Annotated in this window: 14 protein-coding genes and 1 tRNA gene; 7 read left to right on the forward strand and 8 right to left on the reverse strand. The window is 74.3% G+C overall.

The genetic code is table 11. The features are described from left to right. Positions 1–176: 176 nt before the first annotated feature. Genes thrB through argS form a run of 5 tightly spaced genes read right to left on the reverse strand, consistent with a single transcriptional unit; the run spans position 177 to position 6,750 of the window. A complete protein-coding gene (thrB, locus tag O2W14_RS12140) occupies positions 177–1,127 on the reverse strand; it encodes a homoserine kinase (RefSeq protein ID WP_269176354.1) in 951 nt (316 codons plus the stop codon). A gap of 41 nt (positions 1,128–1,168) precedes the next feature. Further along, positions 1,169–2,245: a threonine synthase gene (thrC, locus tag O2W14_RS12145; protein WP_269176355.1), complete on the reverse strand. Its 1,077-nt coding sequence runs from the start codon at positions 2,243–2,245 to the stop codon at positions 1,169–1,171. Then, positions 2,242–3,540, reverse strand: coding sequence for a homoserine dehydrogenase (locus O2W14_RS12150; protein WP_269176356.1), 1,299 nt, complete (start codon positions 3,538–3,540; stop codon positions 2,242–2,244). The genes thrC and O2W14_RS12150 overlap by 4 nt, the downstream gene beginning before the upstream one ends. Next, complete coding sequence (gene lysA / locus O2W14_RS12155; RefSeq protein ID WP_269176357.1) at positions 3,537–5,030, reverse strand: diaminopimelate decarboxylase; 1,494 nt, start codon at positions 5,028–5,030, stop codon at positions 3,537–3,539. The genes O2W14_RS12150 and lysA overlap by 4 nt, the downstream gene beginning before the upstream one ends. Before the next feature lie 58 nt (positions 5,031–5,088). After that, entirely contained in the window at positions 5,089–6,750 is a 1,662-nt protein-coding gene (gene argS, locus O2W14_RS12160; protein ID WP_269176358.1) for an arginine--tRNA ligase, read from the reverse strand. A 237-nt stretch (positions 6,751–6,987) separates the two neighbouring features. On the opposite strand from argS, the gene O2W14_RS12165 reads away from it, so the two are divergent. From O2W14_RS12165 to O2W14_RS12175, 3 genes are all read left to right on the forward strand, one after another. After that, the gene (locus O2W14_RS12165; protein WP_269176359.1) at positions 6,988–7,752 is read left to right on the forward strand and encodes a DUF3105 domain-containing protein; all 765 of its coding nucleotides are present in this window, start codon (positions 6,988–6,990) and stop codon (positions 7,750–7,752) included. Between the two features lie 54 nt (positions 7,753–7,806). Then, positions 7,807–8,514, forward strand: a complete 708-nt coding sequence (locus tag O2W14_RS12170; RefSeq protein WP_269176360.1) for a DUF305 domain-containing protein — start codon at positions 7,807–7,809, stop codon at positions 8,512–8,514. A gap of 124 nt (positions 8,515–8,638) precedes the next feature. Beyond that, a tRNA-Arg gene (locus O2W14_RS12175) sits at positions 8,639–8,710 on the forward strand. 106 nt (positions 8,711–8,816) lie between these two features. On the opposite strand, the gene O2W14_RS12180 is transcribed toward O2W14_RS12175, so the two are convergent. The 3 genes from O2W14_RS12180 to O2W14_RS12190 form a co-directional block, all read right to left on the reverse strand. Then, a complete protein-coding gene (locus tag O2W14_RS12180) occupies positions 8,817–10,244 on the reverse strand; it encodes a hypothetical protein (protein ID WP_269176361.1) in 1,428 nt (475 codons plus the stop codon). A 96-nt stretch (positions 10,245–10,340) separates the two neighbouring features. After that, positions 10,341–11,978, reverse strand: a complete 1,638-nt coding sequence (locus O2W14_RS12185; protein ID WP_269176362.1) for an ABC-F family ATP-binding cassette domain-containing protein — start codon at positions 11,976–11,978, stop codon at positions 10,341–10,343. A 51-nt stretch (positions 11,979–12,029) separates the two neighbouring features. After that, positions 12,030–13,007, reverse strand: a complete 978-nt coding sequence (locus tag O2W14_RS12190; RefSeq protein ID WP_269176363.1) for an adenylate/guanylate cyclase domain-containing protein — start codon at positions 13,005–13,007, stop codon at positions 12,030–12,032. A gap of 224 nt (positions 13,008–13,231) precedes the next feature. Between O2W14_RS12190 and O2W14_RS12195 the strand changes: the two genes are divergently transcribed. The 4 genes from O2W14_RS12195 (at position 13,232) to O2W14_RS12210 (ending at position 19,256) form a co-directional block, all read left to right on the forward strand. Next, positions 13,232–14,242, forward strand: coding sequence for an ABC transporter ATP-binding protein (locus tag O2W14_RS12195; protein ID WP_269176364.1), 1,011 nt, complete (start codon positions 13,232–13,234; stop codon positions 14,240–14,242). Further along, positions 14,242–14,997, forward strand: coding sequence for an ABC transporter permease (locus tag O2W14_RS12200; protein ID WP_269176608.1), 756 nt, complete (start codon positions 14,242–14,244; stop codon positions 14,995–14,997). The genes O2W14_RS12195 and O2W14_RS12200 overlap by 1 nt, the downstream gene beginning before the upstream one ends. Before the next feature lie 185 nt (positions 14,998–15,182). Beyond that, complete coding sequence (locus tag O2W14_RS12205) at positions 15,183–19,031, forward strand: multifunctional oxoglutarate decarboxylase/oxoglutarate dehydrogenase thiamine pyrophosphate-binding subunit/dihydrolipoyllysine-residue succinyltransferase subunit (protein WP_269176365.1); 3,849 nt, start codon at positions 15,183–15,185, stop codon at positions 19,029–19,031. A 36-nt stretch (positions 19,032–19,067) separates the two neighbouring features. Then, entirely contained in the window at positions 19,068–19,256 is a 189-nt protein-coding gene (locus O2W14_RS12210; RefSeq protein WP_269176366.1) for a DUF6104 family protein, read from the forward strand. The last annotated feature ends 24 nt before the right edge of the window (positions 19,257–19,280 follow it).

Raw genomic sequence — 19,280 nt, forward strand, 5'->3', positions numbered from 1 at the left:
TCCCTGAGGCGAGAGCCCTGGTGTGGACGTCCGCGTCGGCGGGGAGTGCACGGGTCTGTGGAGGTGCGAGGAGGTCGGCGGCGACGGATCGCGGCCCACGCCCCGCTCGAGGCGCGCCCGGAGGCGGCTACGGCGTCAGCCTAGACACAGCCTGACGTCGCCCACAACACAGTCCGTCACCGGTGTGTTCCAGGCGACTCAGACGATACCGCACCGTGATCACGCCCCAGCGGGGTGACGACGGCACCGTCGTGGTCGACGCGCAGCGGCAGGCAGGCCCACCCGTCGGGGACGGCGGCGGCCAGCTCCCGCACCTCGGCGGCCGAGGCCGGGTCGCCGGGGTGCTCGTCGGGGCCCAGCACGGCCAGCGCGAGGACGCACGGCCCCGCGCCGGACACCACGGCGGCGTGACCGTCGGTGCGCAGCCGGGCCAGCAGGGCCGCGCTGTCGGGCATCGCGACGGCGCGCTGGGGCTGGTGCAACCGGTCCTCGGTGCCTTCCAGGAGCAGCGAGGGGTCCCGGGTGAGCGCGTGCACCAGCAGCGCCGAGCGCCCGGCGGCGTGCGCGGCGTCGGCGTGCGGCACGGTGGCCGGCAGCAGACCGCGGGCCAGGTGGGTCGACAGCGTCGTCCCCGGGACGAACAGCACCGGGGTGATGCGCGGGTCGACGGCCAGCCGCGCCGCCCGGGCGCCGGTCTGCGTCGTCCAGGACAGGGTGGCGCCACCCAGCAGGCACGGCGCGACGTTGTCCGGGTGGCCCTCCAGCTCCGACAGCAGCCGCAGCACGGCCACGTCGTCGACGGCGGTGACGTCGGGGCACAGCGACCAGGCGGCCAGGACACCGGCGGTGACGGCGGCAGCCGAGGACCCCATCCCCCGGCCCTGCGGGATGCCGTTGTGCGCGGTGAGCCGCAGCCCGGACGGAGTCCAGCCCAGCTCGGCGCACGCCGCGCGGAACGCCTGCACGACCAGGTGCGACTCGTCGGTAGGCAGCTCGCCGGCGCCCTCGCCGCTCACCTCGACGACCAGGCCGCCGTCGGTGACCGCGACGTCGAGGGTGTCCCAGCAGCTGAGCGCGAGCCCGGCACAGTCGTAGGCCGGCCCGAGGTTCGCGCTCGTCGCGGGCACCCGGATGCGCACTCCCCCGGCTGCGTCGACCACGGTGGTGCTCAGAGCCCGAGCTGGGCGGCGGCAGCCGCGGCGTCGACCGGGACCGTGACCGGCACCGGTGCCCCGGCGATCGCCCACTCCGGGTCCTTGAGGCCGTTGCCGGTGACCGTGCAGACCACCCGCTGGCCCGGCTCCAGGCCGCCGGCCTCGGCGACCTGCAGCAGCCCGGCGACCGAGGCGGCCGACGCGGGCTCGACGAAGACGGCCTCGCTGCGGGCCAGCAGCCGGTAGGCGGCCAGGATCGCCCGGTCGGTGACGGCGTCGATGCGGCCGCCGGAGTCGTCACGGGCGGCCAGCGCCTTGGTCCAGGACGCGGGGTTGCCGATCCGGATGGCGGTGGCGATCGTCTCGGGGCGCTCGACGACCTTGCCGGTGACGATCGGCGCGGCGCCGGCCGCCTGGAAGCCCCACATGCGCGGGGTGTGCGAGGCGGTGCCGTCGGCGGCGTACTCGCGGTAGCCCTGCCAGTAGGCGGTGATGTTGCCGGCGTTGCCGACGGGGAGGCAGTGGATGTCGGGGGCGTCGCCGAGCACGTCGACGATCTCGAACGAGGCGGTCTTCTGCCCCTCGATGCGGTACTGGTTGACGCTGTTGACCAGGCTGACGGGGTAGTCGATGGCGAGCTTGCTGGCCAGGGCCAGGCAGTCGTCGAAGTTGCCCTCGACCTGCAGCAGCTTGGCCCCGTGCACCAGCGCCTGGGCGAGCTTGCCGGTGGCGATCTTGCCCGTGGGCACCAGGACGGCGCAGGTCAGCCCGGCGCGGGCGGCGTAGGCCGCCGCACTCGCGCTGGTGTTGCCGGTGGAGGCACAGATGACGGCCTGGGCGCCCTCCTCGAGCGCCTTGGTGATCGCCATGGTCATGCCGCGGTCCTTGAACGACCCGGTCGGGTTGGCGCCCTCGACCTTGAGGAACACCTCGCAGCCGGTGCGGCGGGACAGCTCGGGTGCGGGTACCAGCGGGGTGGCGCCCTCCTGCAGCGTCACCACCGGCGTGGACGGGCTCACCGGCAGCCGGTCCCGGTAGGCCTCGATCAGCCCCGGCCAGTGCGGCGAGACCGCTCCGCGCATGGTGGTCATGACAGCCCCTCGACTCGTAGGACGCTGGTGACGCCCCGGACAGCGGGCATCTCCCGCAGCTTCTCCACCGTGGTGGCCAGCGCCGCGTCGGGCGCCCGGTGGGTGACGATGACCAGCGTGGCGGCCTCGCCGTGCCCGTCCTGGCGGACGGTGGCGATGCTGACGCCGTGCGCGGCGAACTCCTGCGCGACGGCGGCCAGCACGCCGGGCTGGTCGGCGACGTCCAGGCTCACGTGGTAGCGGGTGGGGGTGTCGGCCATCGGGCGCACGGTCAGCCCGGCGTAGCCGGTGGTCCCCGGGCCGGCCACGCCGTTGACCCGGTTGCGGGCCACCGCGACCAGGTCGCCCAGGACGGCGCTGGCGGTCGGCTCGCCACCGGCCCCGCGGCCGTAGAACATCAGCTCGCCGGCGGCCTCGGCCTCGACGAAGACGGCGTTGAACGCCCCGCCGACCGCGGCCAGCGGGTGCGTGGTCGGGATCATCGCCGGGTGCACGCGCACCGCCACCGCGTCGTCGGCGCCGTCGGCCCCGGCGACCCGCTCGCAGATGGCCAGCAGCTTGACGGTGCAGCCGATCTCGGCCGCGCGGGCGACGTCGGTGGCCGAGACCGCGGAGATGCCCTCGCGGTACACGTCGGCGGCGGTCACCGGGGAGTGGAAGGCCAGCGAGGCCAGGATCGCGGCCTTGGCGGCGGCGTCGAAGCCGTCGACGTCGGCGGTCGGGTCGGCCTCGGCGTAGCCCAGCTCGGTGGCCTCGGCCAGCGCCTCGCCGAACCCGGCACCGGTCTCGGCCATCCGGGACAGGATGTAGTTGGTCGTCCCGTTGACGATGCCCACGACCCGGCGCAGCTGGTCACCGGCCAGGGACTCCCGCAGCGGGCGCAGCAGCGGGATCGCGCCGGCGACCGCGGCCTCGTAGTACAGGTCGACCCCGCCGTCGGCGGCCGCGGCGTGCAGCGCCACCCCGTCCTCGGCCAGCAGGGTCTTGTTGGCGCTGACCACCGACTTGCCCGCGGCCATGGCGGCCATCAGCAGTGACCGGGCCGGCTCGATGCCGCCGATCACCTCGACCACCAGGTCGACGTCCGCACGCGTCACCAGCGCCAGGGCGTCGGTGGTGAGCAGCTCGGCCGGGACGTCGGGGTGCCGGTCGGGACGCCGGACGGCGACCCCGGCGACCTCGATCCGGCGGCCCACCCGGGCGGCGAGGTCCTCGGACTGCTCGGACAGCAGGCGCAGCACGGCGCCGCCGACGGTGCCGCAGCCGAGCAGCGCGACCTTCAGGGGCTCGCTCACGAGGTTGCTCCGACCGGGTGCTCGGGGGCCGGCTGGTCGATCGCCGGGCTGGGGGCGGGGACACCGGCGAGGACGGCGTCGAGGGCGAACACGTCGGCCAGCGTCTGCCGCCGGACGATCTCGGTGGCCGCACCGTCGCGGACGGCGACCACCGGGGGCTTGAGCAGGTAGTTGTAGTTGCTCGCCATCGACCAGCAGTAGGCCCCGGTGGCGGCGACCGCCAGCAGGTCACCCGGCTGGACGTCGGAGGGCAGCCACAGGTCGCGGACCAGGATGTCGCCGCTCTCGCAGTGCTTGCCCACCACCCGGCACAGCGCCGGGGGTGCGTCGGAGCTGCGGTTGGCCAGCACGCAGGTGTAGCTGGCGTCGTAGAGGGCGGTGCGGATGTTGTCGCTCATCCCGCCGTCGACGGACACGTAGTTGCGCACCAGCGGGGCGCCCGGCGAGCCGCCGGAGCCCAGCCGCACCGGCTTGATGGTGCCGATCTCGTAGAGGGTGACCGTGCCCGGCCCGGCGATGGCCCGGCCCGGCTCGACGGCCAGCCGCGGCACCGGCAACCCGAGCGCAGCGCACTCGGCGGCGACCACGGAGCGCAGCTTCACCGCGACGTCCGCAGGCGTGACCGGGTCGTCCTCGGACAGGTAGGCGATGCCGAAGCCACCACCGAGGTTGAGCTCGCCGAGCACCTCGCCGGTGGCCTGGTGCACCTGGCCCATCAGGCCGACGACGCGGTGCGCGGCGGCCTCGAAGCCGGCGGTGTCGAAGATCTGCGAGCCGATGTGGCTGTGCAGGCCCGACAGGTGCAGCGCCGGCTCCCGGATGACCCGGACCGCAGCGGTGAGCGCGTCACCGGTGGCGAGGGAGAAGCCGAACTTCTGGTCCTCGTGGGCGGTGGCGATGAACTCGTGGGTGTGCGCCTCGATGCCGACCGTGGAGCGGATCAGCACCGGCACCGGGCTGCCCCCGGCGGCCACCCGCGCCGCGGCGAGGGGCACCAGGCGCTCGATCTCGTCGAAGGAGTCCAGCACCACGTGGCCGATGCCGGCGTCGACGGCCAGCTGCAGCTCCACCATCGACTTGTTGTTGCCGTGCAGCGCGATCCGCTCCGCCGGGAACCCGGCGGCCAGCGCGACCGCCAGCTCGTTGCCGCTGCAGGCGTCCAGGTGCAGGCCGTCGTCGGCGATCCAGCGGGCCACCTGCCCGCAGAGGAACGCCTTGGAGGCGTAGTGGACGTCGGCGTCGGTGAAGGCGTCGGCGAAGTCCGCGGCCCGGCTGCGGAAGTCCGCCTCGTCCAGCACGAACAGCGGGGTGCCGTGCGCACGCGCCAGGTCGGTCACCGACCGGCCGGCCAGGTGCAGCTCGCCGTCGACGCGGCGGGCCGAGCGCGGCCAGACCGCGGGGTCCAGCGCGCCGAGGTCGTCGGGTGCGGGACCGGCCGCGGGCGGCGGGGAGATGCCGGCGTGCAGCGGCCCGGCGGGGTGCGCCCTCACGGTCGGTCCTCTCGGCTGACGAGGGGCGGAAGTGGCCACTTCCGCCCTGGGGAGGCGGTCACATGCGCTCCGGGGCGGAGACGCCGAGCACGGTCAGGCCGTTGGCCAGCACGGTCGCGGTCGCGGCGCACAGCCACAGCCGGGCGGTGGTCAGCGGCGTGGCCTCCTCGTCACCGCGCGGCAGCACCCGGCAGGCGTCGTAGAACCGGTGGTAGGTGCCGGCCAGCTCCTCCAGGTACCGGGCCACCCGGTGCGGGGCGCGCAGCTCCGCGGCCGAGGACACCACCTGCGGGAACTCCGCGATCGCCCGCAGCAGGTCGCTCTCCCGCTGGGTCTCCAGCAGCGCGGTGTCGACGTCGGCTGCCTCGCCCAGCGGCAGCCCGAGGTCGGCCGCGCCGCGCAGCAGCGAGGCGATCCGGGCGTGGGCGTACTGGACGTAGAAGACCGGGTTGTCGTTGGTCTTCCGCGTCCAGGCGTCCAGGTCCAGGTCGATCTGCTGGTCGACCGAGGCCCGGGCCAGGGCGTACCGGGCGGCGTCGGCGCCGATCGCGTCGACCAGGTCCTCGAGGTTGACCACCGTGCCGGCCCGCTTGCTCATCCGCACCGGCTCGCCGTTGCGGACCAGGTTGACCAGCTGGCCGATGAGGATCTCCAGGTTGGTGGCCGGGTCGTCGCCCATCGCCGCGACCAGCGCCTTGTACCGGCCGACGTAGCCGGTGTGGTCGGCACCGAGCATGATCACGACCTTGTCGAAGCCGCGCTCGCGCTTGTCCAGGTAGTAGGCGCAGTCGGCGGCGAAGTACGTCGGCTCGCCGTCGCTCTTGACCAGCACCCGGTCCTTGTCGTCGGCGAAGTCCGTCGTCCGCAGCCACACCGCGCCGTCGGTCTCGTAGACGTGGCCCTGCTCGCGGAGCCGGGCCACCGCCTTCTCCAGCGCGCCGCTGTCGTGCAGCGTCTTCTCGGAGAAGTAGGTGTCGAAGACGACGCCGAAGCCGGCCAGGCTCCGCTTGATCTCGGCGAACATCAGCTCGACGCCGCGCACCCGGAAGCGCTCCTGCTGCTCGGCGTCGGGCAGCTCCAGCAGGCCCGGCTCCGCGGCCACGACCTGGGCGGCGATCTCACCGATGTAGGCGCCGGCGTAGCCGTCCTCGGGCACCGGCCGGTCGTTCGCCGCGGCCATCAGGCTGGTCGCGAACCGGTCGATCTGGGAGCCGGCGTCGTTGAAGTAGTACTCCCGCGACACCTCCGCACCGCTGGCGGTGAGCAGCCGGCCCAGCGCGTCGCCGACGGCGGCCCACCGGGTGCCGCCGATGTGCACCGGACCGGTCGGGTTGGCCGACACGAACTCCAGGTTCAGCCGCTGCCCGGCCAGGACGTCGGTGCGCCCGTAGGCCTCCCCCGCCGTGACCGTCTGCACCGCGACCCGGCCGAGGGCGTCCTTGGCCAGGCGGATGTTCAGGAAGCCCGGGCCCGCGATCTCCACGCCGGCGACGCCCTCGGCCGCGCGCAGCTCGGCGGCCACCGCCTCGGCGACCTCGCGGGGCGGCCGGCCGGCCGGCTTGGCCAGCCGCATGGCGATGTTGGTGGCGTAGTCGCCGTGCTCGGGGTTCTTCGGGCGGTCGATCACGACCGCGTCGGGGACGGCGACCGCGAGCGTGCCGCGCTCCACGGCCGCCGCGACTGCGGACCGGACGACGTCGCTGAGCTGCTCGGGTGTCACCGCTCGATCGTACGGAGCGGCGCACCCCCGTTCTGACCAGCCCGCCGTGCGTCCCACAGGGTGAGCACACCGACACCCGCAGGCAGCTCCGGGAGCCCGTTCCCCACAGGGTGGCGACCTACACTCGCTGCCGCCGGACGGGACCCCTGTCCGGCGGACGGCGGAGGACCTGCGCCTCCCCGGGACGCAGTGCACCCCGACGCGGTGCACCCCCTCGCAGAGCAGTCAGGAGCGGCAGTGGCCAAGGACCCCAAGCCCCAGAACGGTGGCGCCACCCGAGCCGGCTCGTCCGGCGGGCGCACCCCCGGAGGCACGGGCCGCACCCGCCCGCCGGTGAACGTGGTCACCCCGCAGAAGCCGTGGGGCCTGATCGCCGCCGCCGTCGCAGTGGCGGTGTTCGCCGTCGCCGTCCTCGGCTACGCCGTCGTCAGCGTCAACCGGTCCAACGCCGACAAGGTGACCTCGGCCGACCAGATCGCGGGCCTGGGCACCTTCGAGTACGCCGGCGCCCAGCACGTGACCACGCCGGTCACCTACACCGAGTCCCCGCCGGTGGGCGGCCCGCACGACAACGAGTGGGCCGACTGCACCGGCACGGTCTACGACGTCGACGTCCGGCACGAGAACGCCGTGCACAGCCTCGAGCACGGCGCCGTGTGGGTCACCTACAACCCGGACACGATCGCCGAGGGCGACCTGGCCACGCTCGAGGACCTGGTCGACGGCCGCTCGGGCATGATGCTGTCCCCCTACGCCGGGCTCTCCTCCCCGATCAGCCTCCAGTCGTGGAACCACCAGGTGTTCGTCGACTCCGCCGCCGACGAGCGGGTCGAGCAGTTCGCCGACTTCATGGTGTTCAACGCCGACTTCTACCCCGAGCCCGGCGCCACCTGCGAGAACCCGACCTTCCTCACGAACCCGCTCGTCGTGGGCGACCAGACCCGGGTCGGCGCCCCCGCCGTCCCCAGCGACGCGCCGGTGAGCGAGACCCCCGCGCCCTGACCCCGGCGCACCCGGCCGCGGCACCGCGCCGCGGCCACCCGTGAGAGGCACCCGATGACCGAGCCCACCGCCCAGCCCACCGCTCCCCGCCGTCCGCGGGCGCTGACCGCCGTCCTCCTCGCGGTCATCGCCCTCGGCCTGCTGGCGGCCGGTGGTGGGCTGGCGGTGGCCGCCGGCATCGGGCGCAGCGACACCCCGGCCGCTGACTCGGTCGACGCCGGGTTCTCCCGGGACATGTCCCGCCACCACCTGCAGGCCGTCGAGATGGCCAACCTGGCGCTGACGAACAGCGCCGACGACGAGGTGCGCCGACTGGCCTTCGACATCTCCGCGACCCAGACCAACCAGGCGGGCCGGATGCAGGGCTGGCTGGCGCTGTGGGGCCTGCCGGCCACCAGCAGCGAGGTCATGGGCTGGATGGACGACGGCGCGATGGCCGGGCACGACATGGGCGGCATGTCCGGGCACGGCGTCGACCCGGCCGCCGCCGCCGACGGGGCGGTGATGCCCGGCATGGCCACCGAGACCGAGCTGACCGAGCTGCGCGGGCTGTCCGGGCAGGCCTTCGACGTGCTGTTCCTGCAGCTTATGACCCGCCACCACCAGGGCGGGCTGGAGATGGCCCAGTACGGCGAGGACCACGCGTCGGAGCCCGCGGTCGCCAGCCTGGCCCGCTCGATCGCGCAGAGCCAGACCGCGGAGACCACGACCATGGAGCAGATGCTGCGGGCCCGCGGCGGCGCGCCGCTGCCGGCGCCCTGACCCGTCGGCCGGACCGGCCCCCGGCGCACCCCGGAGCCCCTGCCGGAGACGACCGCGGCGACTGGTAACGTGTCCCCGGCGCCGAGCGACAGCGGAGCGCCACCTGCAGGACAGCACGGAACGAGCCCCCGTAGCTCAGGGGATAGAGCACTGCCCTCCGGAGGCAGGGGCGCAGGTTCGAATCCTGCCGGGGGCACCGCACAGGTGCCGGTCACGGGCTCGTCGGAACGACTCGCACAGGCGGGTCGCGCACAGGGCAGGACCGCTGACCACCCGCGGCGCCACCCCGGGGCCAGCAGCCCTCAGCGCAGGGCGATCTTCAGCAGCCCGTACTCGCCACCCAGCCCGCCGACCTGCACGAGGTACTCGGCGCCCGCGACGGTGTCCACCGTCGTGTACGCCTGCAGCGTGCGCACGGGCGGCCCGTCGTCGTCGACGCAGGCGATCTCCGTCGCCGCACCCGGCGCCCCGGCGTGGACGGAGAGGGTGGTGTTGAACGTGCTGCCGGCGGTGTCGACCGTGACCGGGCCCCCGGTGCCCGTGAAGCGGTACCAGACGGAGTGGGCGGGGAGGAAGCCCGGGTCCTGCGGCTCGTTGTCGTAGCACCACAGGTCGGCCTCCGGCTGGGGCGCCGCGCTCCCCGTCTGCACCGACGCCCGCCCGCCGGGAGTCAGCAGGACGGCCCCGGCCGGCGCGTCGTTGCCCGGCGCCGGGCCCGTCGACCGGGGGCCGGACGGCGGGGTCACGACCTCGCGGACGAGGAAGCGCCGGCCCTCGCAGGTGACGGCCACCGACTCGCCGCCGGGCAGCAGCACCGTGCCGCTCATGACGACGTCCTCGCGGGTGGTGGTCTGCGTCCGGCGCTGCTGCCGCAGCTCCCAGCGCTCGCTGCCGGTCACCTCGGTCACCGCCAGGTCGACGACGGCGTCACCGACGTGCTCGCCGCCCCCCTCGCCCTCGAAGGACAGCAGCGCGACGGTGGCCGACACACGGCCGCCGCTGGTCACGGCCTGCTCGCTCTCCCCCGCGAGGAACCCGCTCCCGCTCACCACGGCGACGGACACGTACTGCCCGAGGCCCTCCGACGCCAGGACGAGGGAGCGCCCGTCGGCGAGCTCGGTGACGCAGCCGGGGCCGGGGTCGCCGATGTCGACGCCGTCCTGCCGCTGGACGAACGCCGCCGGCATGGTGCGCGACGTGACGTACGACCGGTCACCGGAGCACTGGACGTCCACGGCGTCCCCGGACGCGAGCAGGACCGTCCCGGAGCCGGTCAGGGCCTGGCGGACGGTCGTGACCGACGTCCAGGCGTTGCCGGTCCGCGTGCGGTCGGTGGTGCTGACCGGGTCACCGGCGGGGACGACCCCGACGACGGAGGACGCCTCGCCCACCGGGTCGTACGTCGTCGCGTCGAGCATCGGGAAGAGCCCGGTCAGGGACGACCCCTGGTCCAGCACGGCGCCGGCCCCCTCCTCGCTGACCTGGACCAGCTGCCCGTCCGGGGCGGAGACGAGCAGGAACCCCGAGGTGACCGCGCCGCCGGCGTCGGTCCACGAGTCCAGCGCCAGCTCCACGGACCCCGCAGCACCCGCTCCGGTGCACAGGAGCGTGAGGTCGCTGCCCTCCGCCGTGCGCGGCGGGGCGGCCGACGCCGTCCCGGGTGCCAGGACGACGGCCCCGGCGACGAGCGCCGTGGCGGTGAGACCGACAGACCAGCTCCGGATGCGCATGTGACCCTCCTGGGGAGGTCCCACAAGCTAGCGGTCCCGCCCGTCGGCCGGTAGCGGTCCGTGCGCCCCGCCCGACCGCTGCCGGGACGCCCGCCCTCAGCTCTCCTGGACCCGCCCGCCGGCGACGGCGAACCGGCGCGTGGTGTGCACCGCGTCGAGCATCCGCCGGTCGTGGGTCACCAGCAGCAGGGTGCCCGGGTAGTCGGCCAGCGCCTGCTCCAGCTGCTCGATCGCCGCCAGGTCCAGGTGGTTGGTGGGCTCGTCGAGCACCAGCACGTTCACCCCGCGGGCCTGCAGCAGCGCCAGGGCCGCCCGGGTCCGCTCCCCCGGTGACAGCGTGCCGGCCGGGCGCAGCACGTGGTCGGCGCGCAGCCCGAACTTCGCCAGCAGCGTGCGCACCTCCGCGTCGGGCAGGTCGGGCACCTCGGCGCCGAAGGCCGAGGCCAGCGGCTCCTCGCCCAGGAACAGCCCGCGCACCTGGTCGACCTCGCCCAGCCGGACGCCGGAGCCCAGCGACGCCGTCCCCTCCGCCAGCGGGACGCGACCGAGCAGCGCGCCCAGCAGCGTGCTCTTGCCGCTGCCGTTGGCCCCGGTGATCGCCACCCGGTCACCCCAGGCGACCTGCAGGTCCAGCGGGCCGAGGGTGAACGACCCGCGTCGGACGACGGCGCCGTTGAGCGTGGCCACGACGGTGCCCGAGCGCGGGGCGGGGGCGATCTCCATCCGCAGCTCCCACTCCTTGCGCGGCTCTTCGACCACCTCCAGCCGCTCGATCCGGCGCTCGGTCTGCTTGGCCTTGGCCGCCTGCTTCTCCGAGCTGGCCCGGTTGGCGGCCTTGATGTGCTTGTCGCCGTCCTTGGACTTCTTGATCGAGTCGCGCACGCCCTTGGCCATCCAGTTGCGCTGCATCTGCCCGCGCGCCTCCAGCGAGGCCTTGGTGTCGGCGAACTCCTCGAACTCCTCGCGGGCGTGCCGCCGGGCGACCTCGCGCTCGACCAGGTAGGCCTCGTAGCCGCCGTCGTGCACCCGCACGAGCTGCTGGGCCAGGTCGAGCTCGACGACCCGGGTGACCGTGCGGGCGAGGAACTCGCGGTCGTGGCTGACCAGCACGACGCCGGTGCGCAGCCGGGTGACGAAGCGCTCCAACTGCTCCAGCCCGGCCAGGTCCAGGTCGTTGGTGGGCTCGTCGAGCAGCAGGACGTCGTAGCGCGACAGCAGCAGCGAGGCCAGCCCGACCCGCGCGGCCTGCCCGCCGGACAGCCCGGTCATCGCCGCGTCCAGGCCCACGCCGGGCGCGACCTCGGCGACCACCTCCTCGGCCCGCTCGGCCAGGTCGGCGCCGCCCAGGGCCAGCCACCGCTCCAGGGCGTCGGCGTAGGCGTCGTCGGCGCCGTCCTCGCCCGCGGTCAGCGCCTCCAGGGCGTCGTCCATGACCCGTTGGGCGTCGGCGACCCCGGTGCGCCGGGCGAGGGCGTCGAGCACCGTCTCCCCCGGCAGGCGCTCGTGTTCCTGCGGCAGGTAGCCGACGGTCGCCGACGGCGGGCTCAGCACGATCTCCCCGGCCTCCGCGGGCAGCACCCCGGCCAGGGTCTTCAGCAGGGTCGACTTCCCGGCGCCGTTGACCCCGACCAGGCCGACGACGTCGCCGGGGGCGACCACCAGGTCGAGGTCGGCGAACAGGACCCGGGCGCCGTGACCGGCGGCGAGGGAACGGGCGAGCAGGGTGGCGGACACCCGTCCATCGTGCCGACCGGCCCGTCCGCGCCGCGAACGGGTTCCCGCAGATCAGCCCGCGTCGTCCCGGCCGTCGAGCACGTCGTCGGCGATCTCGTCGAGCAGGGACTCCAGCGCGGCCACGCCCGGGGCGTCGTCACCCGCGCTCCGGCGGCGGACCAGCCAGGGCTGCAGGTGGTCGTAACCGCGCACCGACACCCGGCGCAGCGGCCGCACCCGGTAGGCGGGCACCCCGCGCAGCCGGCGGGCCAGCTCCTCGTCGACCAGCACGGTGGCCGGCCGGGCGATCGAGGTCAGCCGGCTGGCCAGGTTCACCACCGGGGAGTAGACGTCGCCGAGCCGGGTGAGCACCGGGCCGAAGGCCGCGCCCACCCGCAGCGGCGGGCGGTCGGGGGCGGCCCACTCGTCGGGCAGCCGCAGCGCGATCTCCACCGCGTCCACCGGGTCGGTGCAGGTGTAGAGCACGGCGTCACCGACGGTCTTGACCACCCGGCCGCGGTGCCGGGCGATGAGGTCGGCGGCCAGGCCCTCGAAGTCCTCGACCATCGCGCCCAGCTCGCGTCCGCCCATGCCGCGCGAGCGGGAGGTGTAGCCCACCAGGTCGGCGAACCCGACGGCCAGCTCGCGCCGGTCGACCGCGCCGGGGCCGGTGGCGAACAGCCGGCCGGCGTTGGCGGTCAGGTGCCGGCGCCACACGTAGTCCTGCAGCTCGGCCATCAGCGGCAGCAGGTCCTCGGTCGCCGCGACGACGTCGGCGCCGACGTCCTCGCCCTCGGCGGCGGCCAGCTGCCCGGCGAGCATGTCGGTCTGCCAGTCGGCCAGCCGGGCCAGCGCCTGGCCCATCGCGCGGGCAACCGAGGCCTCCGCGCCGGCGCCGACGAAGCCGGAGTCGATCAGCGCCGACAGCCGCGCCAGGGCGGTCACGTCGGCGTCGGTGAACGCGGGGTCGTCCTCGGCGACGTCGGCGAAGCCCAGCGCCCGCCACAGCCGCTGGGTGCGCTCGGGCGGCATCCCGGCCAGCGCGGACACCTGGCCCCGGGTGTAGCGGCGCGGCCCGCCCAGGAGCAGCTGCTCCAGGGCCTCGCGGGGGTCGGTGCCGCCGGGGGGCGGCCCGGACCCGGCCTCGGTCAGCGGTCGTTCCGCGGGACGGCGCTCACGGCGGTCGAACCTAGCCGACCGCCGGGCACCCGGTGTCGGGCCGATCTCCGACGCGGTGGTCCGGGACGCCCCTGCACGGGCCCGGCTGCGCCAGGATGGCCGCGGCGCCGGACCGGCCGGCGCCGCCCGAGGAGGACGAGATCAGCAGCGCCAGACAAGCCGTGGTCGACCCGGTCCGGGTCGACGTGCAGGGCCTCACCAAGACCTTCGGACAGGTAAGGGCGGTCGACGACCTCAGCTTCACCGTCGAGCCCGGGCAGGTGACCGGCTTCCTCGGCCCGAACGGGGCCGGGAAGACCACGACGCTGCGGATGGCCCTCGGGCTCATCACCCCCGACCGGGGCAGCACGGCGTTCAACGGCGTCCCGTACCGGGCGCTGCCCGAGCCGATGCGCCAGGTCGGCGCGGTGCTGGAGACCGCCTTCCACCCCGCCCGCAGCGGACGCGACCACCTGCGCGTCTACGCCCGCGCCGCCGGCCTGCCCGCCGGCCGGGCCGACGAGGTGCTGGCCCAGGTGGGCCTGGGTCCGGCCGGACGGCGCCGCGCCGGCGGCTACTCCCTCGGCATGCGCCAGCGGCTGGGGCTGGCGACCGCGCTGCTGGGCGACCCCGCGGTGCTGGTCCTCGACGAGCCGGCCAACGGCCTGGACCCCGAGGGCATCCAGTGGCTGCGCGGGTTCCTCCGCCACCTCTCCCACGACCAGGGGCGCACCGTGCTGGTGTCCAGCCACCTGCTGTCGGAGGTCGAGCAGACCGTCGACCGGGTGGTGATCGTGGGCGCCGGCCGGCTCGTACGGCAGGGCTCGATGGCCGAGCTGCGGGCCGGCGCCGGGGCCGGTGACGTGCTGGTGCGCAGCCCGCAGGCCGCCGCGCTGGCCGAGCTGCTGCGCGCCGCGGGCGCGGGCGTCACGCCCACCGACGGCGTCCCGGACGGGCTCACCGTGAGCGGGCTGAGCACCGCCGAGATCGGCGGGCGGGCGTTCACCGGCGGGGTCGAGCTGCACGAGCTGCGCGCCCACACCAGCGGCCTGGAAGAGGTCTACTTCCGGCTCACCGCCGGCTCCGAGCAGTACGCCGCCGGCCCGGCCGGGAAGGACGCCGCGTGATGGGCCGCCTGGTGCAGGCCGAGTGGACCAAGCTGCTGACCACGCGGGTGTGGATCGGCCTGCTGCTGGGCTCCTGCCTGCTGGTCGGCGGCTTCGCCGCCCTCTTCACCGCCTTCGCCGGCAACGACGAGAGCGGCATCGCACCGGTGGGCACCCCGGCCTACGAGCAGCTGGCGCTGGCCGTCGCCGCCAACGCCAACATCCTGTTCATCGTGCTGGGCATCATCGGGACCACCCAGGAGTACCGGCACCGCACCGCGACGCCGACCTTCCTGGCCACCCCACACCGTGGCCGGGTCGTGATCGCGAAGCTGGTCGCCTACGCACTGGCCGCGGTCCCGATGGCGCTGGTCGTCATCGCCGCGAACGTGCTCGTGGTGTCGGTGTACGCCGGCGCCAAGGGCGAGGGCCCCTCGCTCAGCGGGGACAACCTGCGCGTGATCGGCGGCGTCTGGGCGGCCCTGGTCCTCTTCACCGTGATCGGGGTCGGCGTCGGTGCGCTGCTGCGCAACCAGGTCGGCGCGATCGTCGGCGCGCTGGTCTACCTGTTCGTCGTCGAGGGCGTCATCCGGAGCATCCCGGCGACCCAGGGCTTCTACAAGTGGCTGCCCGGCGGCGCGCTCGAGGCGATGACGGCCACGTTCGACATGACCGACCTGCTCAGCGCCTGGCAGGGCGGGCTGGTGCTGCTGGCCTACGCGCTGGTGTTCTCCGTGCTCGGCACCCTCATCGCCGTCCGCCGGGACGTCGTCTGAGGGCCGCCCCGGTGCGCCGTCCGCCCCCGCCGAGGGCGCGGCCGGACGGCGCGCCGGGCACGGTGAGCGGTGACACGTGCGCCACGTCACGCATGATCACCCCAGGGCCCGAGGCCGAGGCGTAAAGTCGGCACCCGGTCCAACGACGTCCATCGACGAAGAAGGCACTCGACCCTGTGTCAAGCGTGAGCTCACCCCAGCCCTCCCCTGCCCACTCCGCCAACCCGGTGGCGGGCTTCGGCACCAACGAGTGGCTGGTGGAGGAGATGTACCAGCAGTACCTCGCCGATCCACGGAGCGTGGACCAGGCGTGGCACGACTTCTTCGCCGACTTCCGCCCCGGCGGCGGCGACGGTGCCGAGACCCCTGCTGCCGGAGCCCCGGCCGCCGAGGCCGCCGCGGCCCCGGCCGGCCCACCCCCGGCACCGCCGGCCGCCGCTGCGCCCACCCCGGCACCGGCCCGGCCCGCCGCCCCCGCGCCCGCCGCCGCGGCGCCGCCGGCACCCACGGCTGCACCCGCCGCCCCGGCGCAGGCCTCGCGGGCGAGCACCGCCGACGCCCGGTCCGAGGGCACCGTGGTGGCCCGGGCCGCTGAGCGCGCCTCGCAGCAGCAGCCGGCCGCCCCGGCCAGGCCCGCCGCGAAGCCGGCCGCCAAGCCCGCCGCCGGCGGCGAGGACGGCGGCCCGAAGCGCACCCCGCTGCGCGGTGCGGCCGCTGCCGTCGTGAAGAACATGAACGCCTCGCTGACCGTGCCCACGGCCACCAGCGTGCGGGCGGTGCCGGCCAAGCTCCTGGTCGACAACCGCATCGTGATCAACAACCACCTGGCCCGCGCCCGCGGCGGCAAGGTGTCCTTCACGCACCTGATCGGCTACGCGCTGGTCCGTGCGCTCGACGACTTCCCCAACATGAACAGCGCGTTCGCCGAGGTCGACGGCAAGCCGACCCTGGTGCAGCCCGAGCACGTGAACTTCGGCCTGGCCATCGACCTGCCCAAGGCCGACGGCTCGCGCTCACTCGTCGTCGCCTCGATCAAGGGCGCCGAGGAGATGGACTTCGCGGAGTTCTGGGGGGCCTACGAGGAGGTCATCCGCCGGGCCCGGGCCAACAAGCTGACCATGGAGGACTTCTCCGGCACCACGATCAGCCTGACCAACCCCGGCACGATCGGCACCAACCACTCGGTGCCGCGGCTGACCACCGGCCAGGGCACGATCGTCGGCGTCGGTGCGATGGACTACCCGGCCGAGTTCCAGGGGATGAGCCCCGAGGCGCTGGCCGAGATGGCCGTCTCGAAGATCATCACGCTGACCTCCACCTACGACCACCGGGTCATCCAGGGCGCGGAGTCCGGTGACTTCCTGCGCCGCATGCACGGGCTGCTGCTGGGCCAGGACGGCTTCTACGACGAGGTCTTCCGCTCGCTGCGGGTGCCCTACGAGCCGGTCCGCTGGGTCGCCGACAAGCGGGTCGCGCACGAGGGCCAGATCGCCAAGGAAGCCCGGGTCATCGAGGTCATCGAGGCCTACCGGCGCAACGGCCACCTGATGGCCGACACCGACCCGCTGGAGTTCAAGGTCCGCACCCACCCCGACCTGGACATCGTCCAGCACGGGCTCACGCTGTGGGACCTCGACCGCCAGTTCCCCGTCGGCGGTTTCGCCGGCGAGCGCACGATGCTGCTGCGCGACATCCTCGGCGTGCTGCGCAACTCCTACTGCCGCACCGTCGGCATCGAGTACATGCACATCACCGACCCCGAGGAGCGTGGCTGGCTGCAGCAGCGCATCGAGGTCAAGCACGACCAGCCCGCCCGCGAGCAGCAGAAGCGGGTGCTGGGCCGGCTCAACGCCGCCGAGGCCTTCGAGACCTTCCTGCAGACCAAGTACGTCGGCCAGAAGCGGTTCAGCCTCGAGGGCGGCGAGTCGGTCATCCCGCTGCTGGACGAGGTGCTGCTGGCCTCCACCGAGTACGGCCTGGACGAGGTCGCGATCGGCATGGCCCACCGCGGCCGGCTGAACGTGCTCGCGAACGTGCTGGGCAAGAGCTACGCCAAGATCTTCGGTGAGTTCGAGGGCAACATCGACCCGGGCACCGTGCAGGGCTCCGGCGACGTGAAGTACCACCTGGGCGCCGAGGGCACCTTCTCCCACGACGGCCGCTCGATCGCCGTCTCGCTGGCCAGCAACCCCAGCCACCTGGAGACGGTCAACCCGGTGCTCGAGGGCATCGTGCGGGCCAAGCAGGACATGCTGGACAAGGGCCCCGACGGGTTCACCGTGCTCCCGGTGCTGCTGCACGGCGACGCGGCCTTCGCCGGCCAGGGCGTGGTGCAGGAGACGCTGAACCTGTCCCAACTGCGCGGCTACCGCACCGGCGGCACCGTGCACGTGGTCATCAACAACCAGGTCGGCTTCACCACCAGCCCGGCGCACTCGCGGTCGAGCCTGTACTCCACCGACGTCGCGCGGATGATCGGTGCGCCGGTCTTCCACGTGAACGGCGACGACCCCGAGGCCTGCGTCCGGGTGGCGAAGCTGGCGGTCGACTACCGGCAGGCGTTCAAGAAGGACGTCGTCATCGACCTGGTCTGCTACCGCCGCCGGGGCCACAACGAGGGCGACGACCCCTCGATGACCCAGCCGCTGATGTACGACATCATCGACCGCAAGCGCTCCGTCCGGAAGCTGTACACCGAGGCGCTGGTCGGCCGGGGCGACATCACCCTGGCCGAGGCCGAGGAGGCGCTGAAGGACTACCGCGAGCAGCTGGAGCGGGCCTTCGCCGAGACCCACGACGCCAGCGACACGTCCGGCCCCGGCCCGGTCATGGACCCCCGCTCCCCGCAGCAGGCCACGGTCGACACCGCGGTCACCCTCGAGGTGCTCAAGACCGTCGGCGACGCGCAGGTCGCGCTGCCGGTGGACTTCACCGTGCACCCGAAGCTGCAGAAGATGCTGGAGCGCCGCTCGGCGATGACCAGCGAGGGCGGCGTCGACTGGGCGATGGGCGAGCTGCTGGCCTTCGGCTCGCTGCTCATGCAGGGCGTGCCGGTGCGGCTGGCCGGCCAGGACTCCCGGCGCGGCACCTTCGTGCAGCGCCACTCGGTCCTCATCGACCGGGAGAACGCCGCCGAGCACACCCCGCTGGCGAACCTGACGCCGGACCAGGCGAAGTTCTTCGTCTACGACTCGCTGCTCAGCGAGTACGCCGCGCTCGGCTTCGAGTACGGCTACTCCGTCGCCAACCCCAAGGCGCTGGTGCTGTGGGAGGCGCAGTTCGGCGACTTCGTCGACGGTGCCCAGATGGTGATCGACGAGTTCATCAGCAGCGGCGAGGCCAAGTGGGGCCAGCGCTCCGGCGTGGTCATGCTGCTGCCGCACGGGCTGGAGGGCCAGGGGCCCGACCACTCCAGCGGCCGCATCGAGCGCTTCCTGCAGCTGTCGGCGGAGAACAACATGACCGTCGCCAACTGCTCGACGCCGGCGAACTACTTCCACCTGCTGCGCCGCCAGGCGCTGAGCGAGGTGCACCGCCCGCTGGTGGTGTTCACGCCCAAGTCGCTGCTGCGCGCCAAGGCCGCGGTCAGCTCGGTCGCCGACTTCACCGACCAGCGCTTCCGCCCGGTCCTGCCCGACCCGGGCCTGGCCGGCAAGGCGCTGGACCCCTCGGCGGTGCGCCGGGTGCTGCTGTGCAGCGGCAAGGTCAGCTACGAGCTGCTCGCCCAGCGGGAGGCCGCGCAGAACACCACCACCGCCGTCCTGCGGGTCGAGCAGCTCTACCCGCTGCCGGCCGAGGAGATCGCCGAGGCGCTGTCGGCCTACCCCGACGCCACCGACGTGGTCTGGGTGCAGGAGGAGCCGGCGAACATGGGCGCCTGGCAGTTCATGGCCTGCAACCTGCCCGAGCAGCTGCCGGCCGGGCGCACCCTCCGCAAGGTCAGCCGCAAGGCCTCGGCCAGCCCGGCGGTCGGCTCGGCGAAGGTGCACGAGGTCGAGCAGCGCGCGCTGGTCGCCCAGGCCTTCGCCGACTGAGGCGCCCGATGTACTCCACACAGTCGGGTGGCTGCCTTGTACTTCACTGATCGCGGCATCGAGGAGCTGGCCGGCCGGCGGGGCGAGGAGCAGGTCTCCCTCGCCTGGCTGGCCGACCAGCTGCAGGCCTTCGTCGACCAGCACCCGGACTTCGAGGTGCCGGTCGAGCGGTTCGCCACCTGGCTGGCCCGCGGTGGCACCGACGACGTCGACGACCTGGACTGACCACGAACGCTGACCGGTCGGCCG

The sequence above is a fragment of the Modestobacter sp. VKM Ac-2986 genome (assembly GCF_026967795.1).
In the GTDB taxonomy this organism is placed as follows: Bacteria; Actinomycetota; Actinomycetes; order Mycobacteriales; family Geodermatophilaceae; genus Modestobacter.

Excerpts from the sequence above, each read along its gene's own strand:
- O2W14_RS12195 (WP_269176364.1), top strand. The coding sequence starts at position 13,232 with ATGGCCGCGGCGCCGGACCGGCCGGCGCCGCCCGAGGAGGACGAGATC.
- O2W14_RS12170 (WP_269176360.1), top strand. The coding sequence starts at position 7,807 with ATGACCGAGCCCACCGCCCAGCCCACCGCTCCCCGCCGTCCGCGGGCG.
- O2W14_RS12180 (WP_269176361.1), bottom strand. The coding sequence starts at position 10,244 with ATGCGCATCCGGAGCTGGTCTGTCGGTCTCACCGCCACGGCGCTCGTC.
- O2W14_RS12200 (WP_269176608.1), top strand. The coding sequence starts at position 14,242 with ATGGGCCGCCTGGTGCAGGCCGAGTGGACCAAGCTGCTGACCACGCGG.
- thrC (WP_269176355.1), bottom strand. The coding sequence starts at position 2,245 with ATGACCACCATGCGCGGAGCGGTCTCGCCGCACTGGCCGGGGCTGATC.